Below are 7,256 nucleotides of genomic sequence, written 5' to 3' on the forward strand. Positions count from 1 at the left end.
CAATCGCAATCTTCCGAAAGGATCATATACGTTTTGTTGGTTTCGGTAAGGTATTCCGGAAGTTGCGCGAATAGCTTTTCGAAATACTCGAAGTTTTCGCCACAAAACCAGGCACTTTCAGCGGTGTTTTTTGGTGTTTTGGGATAATAAGGCGGATTGATCATGATATAATCAAAAGACCGACCCGAAAATTCCTGAAACAGATCGGAATAAACCACGGATACGGTAACCTGATTGGCCATTGCATTTTGCGGTAACGCTTCGAGCGCTGTTTTGTTAATATCGGAAGCGGTCACCGTTGCGCCTTTTTGTGCGGCCAGTATGGAAATAATACCACAACCGCAACCCAGTTCGAGGAAGGTTTTGTTTTGCAACGGAAGCGGTTCGATAAATTCCAACAGCAGTTTGGTACTGATCGTAATAAAGGGCGGAAAGACACCGGGTTCAACACGAACACGAATATTTTTATAGCGATAGTTCCGCGGTTTCGACAAATAGATCGCACTGGCTTTTTGTAAAAACGGACTTACGATGCGTTGGATCAGTTTTCTCATTATTCCGAATAAAAACCTTCAATTTCGGGTTGGCGGTAGCGCCAGATTTTATGCAAAGCCTTTATTTCATAAGGGTAATGGTAAATTCCGGTTTTATAACGCAATCCCGACAGGGTTTGTAATAGTGTTTTTTTAAGTCCTCTGATCCGGAAATCGGAAACCGTAGGATAATAGCCGTTTAAAACCGTTTCGAAGTTTTTTATCGTATCAATCATATAAGGTTTTAACCACGGCGTAATCGGGTTTTTTCGCAGGTCGAAGTTTTCCCAGCTCGGCGAAATCCAGTCTTCCAGTTGCGAAGGAAACGAAAATCCGGCATCCAGAATTTGCTGGTACAATTCTGATCCTTCGGTTGGAACCGGACTATATAGGTAAATGATAATTTCGGATTTTGGGTTGATCGTTTTGATTTCGCGGATAAAGTTAATATCCCATAAAATCTGATCGTACACTTCCTTTTCGGTTGCAGCCGGCATACCTAGTACAAACGATAATTCCGGAACAATGTCGACGTTCTTCATCCGTAACACAAAATCTTTGATCATTTGCCCGGATTGCGTACCGCCTTTGTTCATTTGTTTGAGTATGGCATCGTTTCCGGTTTCGGCACCTAAAAAGATCATTTTACAACCGGCTTTGCGCATGAGTCGGAGTTCGTCGTCCGAATACATATTGATTGTGTCAATCCGGCCTTCGCCCCAATAACTGATGTTGTCGTTTAGGATTAGCTCCGAAAATTCCAGCACTCTTTTTTTCGACGTAAAAAAGTTGTTGTCGTGAAACTCGATCGCGTCAATGTTATAAGTGTCTTTAAAATAGCGTACATCTTCGTAAATCCGTGCAGCCGACATGCCCTTCCAACGAGCATTGTAAATCGGTACAACAGCACAAAATGAACAGCTAAACGGACAACCCATACTGGAATGATAGGAAAGCGTTTTCGATCCCATAAAGGTTTTGGCCAGGTAATTTCGTACCGGGTAAAACTGATTCAGGTATTCATACGGGAACTTTGGCAACGTATCCTGATCCAATAAAGCTTCGGTTGCGGTTTTGGTTATCGTACCGTCCGGTTTTTTATAAATCAGGTTTTTGATTAAAACGATGGTTTCGGGTTCGTTGTTTTCCAGAGCGGCTAAAAGGGACGGAAACGTTACGTCGCCGGGGCCATTGATGATATAATCCACATGACCGGAATGTAAAGCAACTTTATATTGGTTGGAGGCAAAATAGCCACCCCAAATGGTTATGGTATCCGGAAATTGTTCTTTTATTTTTTTGGTAAACGGAATGGCTTGTTTCAGTTGCGGACCGGGCATAACCGTAGAACCAAAGTATTTGAATTCGCCTGTCGCCAGATAGTTTTCGATGGTTTGCCACGGATCGGTTTCCAGATTACCGTCCACAAAAACATAATCGTAATGCCCGTGAATGGAAGCACCTACCTGTAAGATGGAATTCGGTATCCGGTGCTTACTATTGGCACTTCGGGGATTGAATAATATAACCTTGTTCGTATTCATGTTATCGCAATAACGAGGGTTTTGAGGTAAGTACTAATTGAATCAGTTGTGCTATGGCAGCACCCAATAAAGCACCGCTCATTCCATAGTTTAAATATACTAATATTGTTGATAGTATAGCATTGATCAACGTTCCGGCGAGTAAAATTTTTATAACGGTTTTTTCCTGATGATTTCGAAAGAGTTCCACAATTTTGATACCATAAATAAACGAAGGATATACATACAGAAAAGCAATCGCATAAAACCAAATGGAAAGGCTGGTTTTCAGATAAAAAACGGTGATCAGATGGATGGCAAACAAGGCGGCCGGAACCAGAAATAAGCCTAAAAGACTCAATTGTTTCTGAATTTGACGCACTACCGATGTGGTATTCCGGTAAATGTTTTTGGTGAATGGCGCATAGATAAAAGCCGCTACCGACATGGTGAAAACCAGTAAGCTGTTCAATACCTGGTAATTGGCGACGATCGTTCGGTTTTCGAAATAATCGATAATGTACAGATCGGTTTTCGAAGTGAAAAAGCCCAAAACCGACAATAAAAAGAACGGAAAAGCCTGTTTGTAATAGGATGTATCCATTTTGATGTTCCCGGAAGAAAGGTATTTCTGAAACAATACAAAATAACCGGTTCCGCGGATAAACTGATAAAAACTGTAATTAACCAACAACGAATAAATACCGAAATCGTCTTTTAGCCAGTAAAAAGGAAATAGAAATACCCCAAAACTAATGACTTCGATCGCGATGGATGCGTTGAATTTCTTTTCGTAAATGACCAATGCTTCGGTCGAATGATTAAAATAGCGTCCCAATAACCATATGAAAATATAAAAGGTATAGGTAAGCGGGAAAAAAAACAGGCTTCCAACCGAAAACAGAAATACCAGTGGCAAACGGGTAAGCAGTATTCGGCTATAATTCTTTTTGATCTTATTCGGAAGCATACTGAATAGTCGCAATACATATTCTTTATTTCCCCAGTTGATCACCTGAATGGCAAACAACGTATACAGCAGTATCGAAACAAAAGCACCCCAGATTTCTTTTTGCGCAAAATGAATCACCAGAAATGGAATAGCCATGCCAAAGGCCGATACGATGATCTGGCGTAGCGTATTGCTCGAAATATGAACGATCCGGTTATAATAGTTTGCTTTCAATGGACAGTGGTTTTTCGTAACGTATAAAATCCGATACCGCGACCGTAATCCGATAAGTACAGGATCGTTTTGTTATTTAATACGATGGCTTTTTGCTTATGGTCTTTACCGAGTGTTTGTTGTTTTCCGTTATAAAAAATCTGGTTGTTTTGAATATCGGCTTTGGCTATTTCGGTTTCCGGAAGTGGAATAACCGTAGTATGTGTACCGTTTTCATCACGATAAAAATAACGGAGTTCGTTGTCGGAAACGGTATACTCATAAATCAGTATCGGACTATCTTTTGGAAGTAACGCTTTGCTGTTTTCAGTCGGTTGGGAATAGGAACCCACAAAACCAATCGGTATGATGATTATCGGAAGCAAGAGAATTCCTTTTCGGTAAATTGTTTTTCGTTCCGGAAAAAGAAACAGTACAAAAAAGAGCACTACAAATGCTAGTCGGATATAGGAAAACGGGAATGCTTTTGTTAGAAATAGTGATAGCGGGGCATTACAAATCGCAAACAGTAATAGCAATAGGACGATTTTTGTAGATGATGTGCCGCGTTCTCTAGCCAGAAAAATAAAAGGAAATAGCAACAAAATAAACGTATAGGTACTTCCGTAGGGAGAGAAGAGGATCGACGCCATAATCCAAAAAGAAAAAGCAAACAGTTTATTGCGGTTTTGAGAACAGTAAAACCCGATATAGAGCAGACTTAGTTTAAAAGTGATCCATACGATTTTAAAAAATAGCGGACTGTTCCACAATGGGTTTGGATTTTCGACCGGATCGAAAAGCAATAATCGTTTGGTAAACATATAAAACGACTGGTAATTGTCGACAAAAGCGGTAGCGATTTCGCCATTGGAAGCTTTTGGAAATACGTCTTTTAAGAAGAAAAACCAGATCTCGAATCCACTTATGGCAACCGACAGTAATGTTAAACCTGCGCAAACGCCGATCAGATATAAGGCGGCTTTAAATTTTTTTCGAAAGAGTAAAAATAGGATCAATAGCGCGGGGAATATTTTTAAAAGAATGGCGATACCCCAAAACAGACTCATCCGGAAAAGCTGCTTTTTTTTGTACGCCAACCAGCCTTCAGCCAACAAAAAGAATAGCAAAAAATACAATTGTCCGAACAACAGGTTGTTTTTGATCGGAATAAAAAAGAGAAACGGCACCAAAACCAGATAGATCGGCTGGATCGAATAGTGTTGGAAAATCCGCCTCAGACTATAAATAAACAGCACGCTGCTGATCAGATTGAATATAATTTTAGCCGTATACGGATCGAGAATGTGAAACGGATAAAAGAACAGTGCTAAAAAAGGCGTGTTGGGTGCGAAACTGGTAAAAACGGAGGTATAACCCAAGGCCGAAATCTTTTCATTAAAAATATCAGGGAAATACAAATCGGATGTAAAATGACCTTCCGAAAGAAAGTAGCCGCCAAAATAGTAATTCGCAAAATCATGCAAAACAAAACCACTCGCCTGATAGAGGTAAAAACCACACAGTGCAATTATCGGAAGCAAAGGATAATAGGTTTCAAACAATTTTTTCATGATCCGGAAAATAGTCAGCCTGTTTTTTGCAGGACTTAGTTCAAAGATACGCGAAAACACTTAATCTGTACACAACTGATAATGTGACCTATTAAACAGGTTGTTAGTTATTTAAAAATATCCTCTTTAATGTTAAACTGCAAAATCCAACTCGTATTTATGCTACTTTTTAAAGTTTTATAAGAATAAAGTAGTATTTTTCCACTCGAAAGTTGAAAGAAAAATAATACTTTTTTAATTACAGGTTTTAGAATTGGTATTGTGTTTCGAAAATTAACGACAGGACACTGAGAAACCTGCAGTGTTGGTCTTTGACCTTTAAATTCTAATTGAGATATGGCCTATTTATACGATGTAAAAGTAAAATCGATTGATGTTGCAAACAAAATAGCGATTTTAGATGTAGACACGATTCATCCGGACGCAATGTATTTTAGTAACAATCTGGCGTTTGCGATTCGCTTGATCCGGGACGCGGCTTTGGGTGATTCTCCGATAGCGAAGAGTTTCGACATGAACTGCCTGTTTGACAACAATTGGCTTAAGGAGAATGTTAGTGGCTACATCACAAAATGTGAACTCAATGAAGTACGAACATCCGGGGAGACGGAAATCAAGAATAATGGAAAAGAAGCCTATTGGCGTGGTGAAACCGATAATGCCAGTGCAACGATAACAGTTCATTTCGCGAGTTCTTTGTGGATGCAACATCTAAACACAAAATCGAATTGGAGAAGTTCGGCTTATCCTGCTGCAGTTGAATTTGTCGACCGCGCGCCGATTGATCCGTCTAATGAAATATCGGACTTCTCGGACGATTATGCGAATAGCGGTGGATGGATTTTGGTACAATCAGAAACGTTGAAAGATACCGATAGTTTGTGGCCGACGGAAGTCTTTATTCCGATCTACACTGAAAAATCGTACCGACGTTCGACTAAACTTTCCGGAGCCGACCTTAACAAATCCACTCTCGAGGAGTTGCTGTTCAAAACCGTTTTCGCTTTAGGTCGAAACGGGATAAAAACATTCGGAATACTCGTGCCTAGAGGCGATGACTATTATAGTGTCATTTCTTTTTCCAATGGCGGGTATTCGGAATCAGGGTACAAAATCCCTGACTTATTGACTTTGGGAGCAAGCGAATTCAACGTAAATGACAGCGCGAAAGCCGTGAGGTTTGGTGCTTAACAAAAAAAGATATGAACGAAAATTTACAACAGAACACTGAGAAACCCGCAGTATTGGTTTTTTATCTATCGGAATTCTTTCAAACGTATGGGATGTCGGTTCCGAACTTGTCTCAAACGATTTGTGATTCTCCGTTCTATATCTATGACCGATCATTCAAAGATATAGGCCCGAAATTTGAGGATGAAAAACCAATAAGCGATGAAGATTACGATACCGGTTTTGCAATCCTTAAAACCATTTGGAACGAATATGTAGGAAAAGCGAATACATCCGGATTTTCCCGCGTTTTTAAAGTCATGACAGCGCTTGATACGGATGATTTCTACGTAGAGTCACGATATGGTTTTGCTCCGGGTTATGATCTGGATGCTGCAATTGAAACCTTTACCAAACAAAATTTTGAAGTAATCCGATGGGATGAATTTTGGGATAGAAATAGTGAAAATAAAATCGTAGAATCGGATATAACCGACGAGTATTATCCGGACTATACGGAGCAAAGAAACGAAGAAGGCCGCAACATAAAATTACTGATTAAGGCCGAAACAAATGATAATGATGCTATAAGCTTTGGTGGACTTCCGGTAAAAAAAAGTAATACGCCATTCGAGTGGCCAAAGTGTACTTGTGGTGCCGAGTTACAATATCAGGGTAAAATTAAAACGGACATCGGTTACGAAATGATTTTTATGGAAAACTGTGATCATTGGGGAGGTACCGAAGTGATCGTAGTGGATGTTGAGAATATAGAATCCGTACATCCGGAAGAAAGTCAGGTTGCCTTAAGAGAAACAGCATACACAGCCAAAATAGAGGAAGTGACCGCAGAAAGCTATGATGACGCAAGGAATGACTATTCAGGTCGCCGGCGTGATGTTTTAGGACATGTAAGTGATCATCCCGAATGGATACAGGGTGATGAAACCCCTAAATGCGACTGCTGCGGTCAAACAATGCGTTTTGTCGCTCAGTTAGAAGAAGGTCCCGATTATGAAACAGCCATGAATTTTGGTGGCGGATGTGGGTATCTGTTCGACTGCACCGTAGGCAAAACGGCTAAATTCATTACGCAGTGTTAATGCTAATTTGGAATTAATCGATTCGATCCATTGTTAGGATTTGGAAAATAATGCAAAATGAAACAATCTGGTTTTTTGCAGGGCATAGCTCAACGATACGCGTAAAACACCCAATCCGTACACAATACTGCGTTGCAGGTTAATCGAAGACGCATCTTCAAAATAATGCGTCGGACAGGAGACTTCGC

6 protein-coding genes are annotated in these 7,256 nt (G+C 40.2%); 2 read left to right on the forward strand and 4 right to left on the reverse strand.

Annotation, left to right across the window (positions count from 1 at the left end; genetic code table 11):
* From Q1R07_RS12880 to Q1R07_RS12895, 4 genes are all read right to left on the reverse strand, one after another.
* The coding region (locus Q1R07_RS12880) for a methyltransferase (protein WP_300490951.1) at nucleotides 1-554 on the reverse strand (554 nt) is incomplete at its 3' end.
* Nucleotides 554-2,077, reverse strand: a complete 1,524-nt coding sequence (locus Q1R07_RS12885) for a radical SAM protein (protein ID WP_300490954.1) — start codon at nucleotides 2,075-2,077, stop codon at nucleotides 554-556. The genes Q1R07_RS12885 and Q1R07_RS12880, both read right to left, overlap by 1 nt.
* Before the next feature lies 1 nt (nucleotide 2,078).
* Entirely contained in the window at nucleotides 2,079-3,242 is a 1,164-nt protein-coding gene (locus Q1R07_RS12890) for a hypothetical protein (protein WP_300490957.1), read from the reverse strand.
* Nucleotides 3,239-4,795 (reverse strand): glycosyltransferase family 87 protein, encoded by a 1,557-nt coding sequence (locus Q1R07_RS12895; protein ID WP_300490960.1) that lies wholly within the window; start codon nucleotides 4,793-4,795, stop codon nucleotides 3,239-3,241. Before Q1R07_RS12895 ends, Q1R07_RS12890 begins: the two co-directional genes overlap by 4 nt.
* 336 nt (nucleotides 4,796-5,131) lie before the next feature.
* On the opposite strand from Q1R07_RS12895, the gene Q1R07_RS12900 reads away from it, so the two are divergent.
* Together Q1R07_RS12900 and Q1R07_RS12905 are read left to right on the forward strand one after the other, a co-directional pair.
* Nucleotides 5,132-5,986, forward strand: coding sequence for a hypothetical protein (locus Q1R07_RS12900; RefSeq protein WP_300490963.1), 855 nt, complete (start codon nucleotides 5,132-5,134; stop codon nucleotides 5,984-5,986).
* Nucleotides 5,987-5,997: 11 nt separating this feature from the next.
* On the forward strand, nucleotides 5,998-7,068 hold the full coding sequence (locus Q1R07_RS12905) for a hypothetical protein (protein WP_300490966.1): 1,071 nt from the start codon (nucleotides 5,998-6,000) through the stop codon (nucleotides 7,066-7,068).
* Nucleotides 7,069-7,256: the final 188 nt, after the last annotated feature.

The sequence above is a fragment of the Flavobacterium sp. genome, from assembly GCF_030146175.1.
In the GTDB taxonomy this organism is placed as follows: Bacteria; Bacteroidota; Bacteroidia; order Flavobacteriales; family Flavobacteriaceae; genus Flavobacterium.

What these genes read in the sequence shown, in the direction of transcription:
- Q1R07_RS12885 (WP_300490954.1), bottom strand. Translation starts at nt 2,077, where the DNA reads ATGAATACGAACAAGGTTATATTATTCAATCCCCGAAGTGCCAATAGT.
- Q1R07_RS12895 (WP_300490960.1), bottom strand. Translation starts at nt 4,795, where the DNA reads ATGAAAAAATTGTTTGAAACCTATTATCCTTTGCTTCCGATAATTGCA.
- Q1R07_RS12900 (WP_300490963.1), top strand. Translation starts at nt 5,132, where the DNA reads ATGGCCTATTTATACGATGTAAAAGTAAAATCGATTGATGTTGCAAAC.
- Q1R07_RS12905 (WP_300490966.1), top strand. Translation starts at nt 5,998, where the DNA reads ATGAACGAAAATTTACAACAGAACACTGAGAAACCCGCAGTATTGGTT.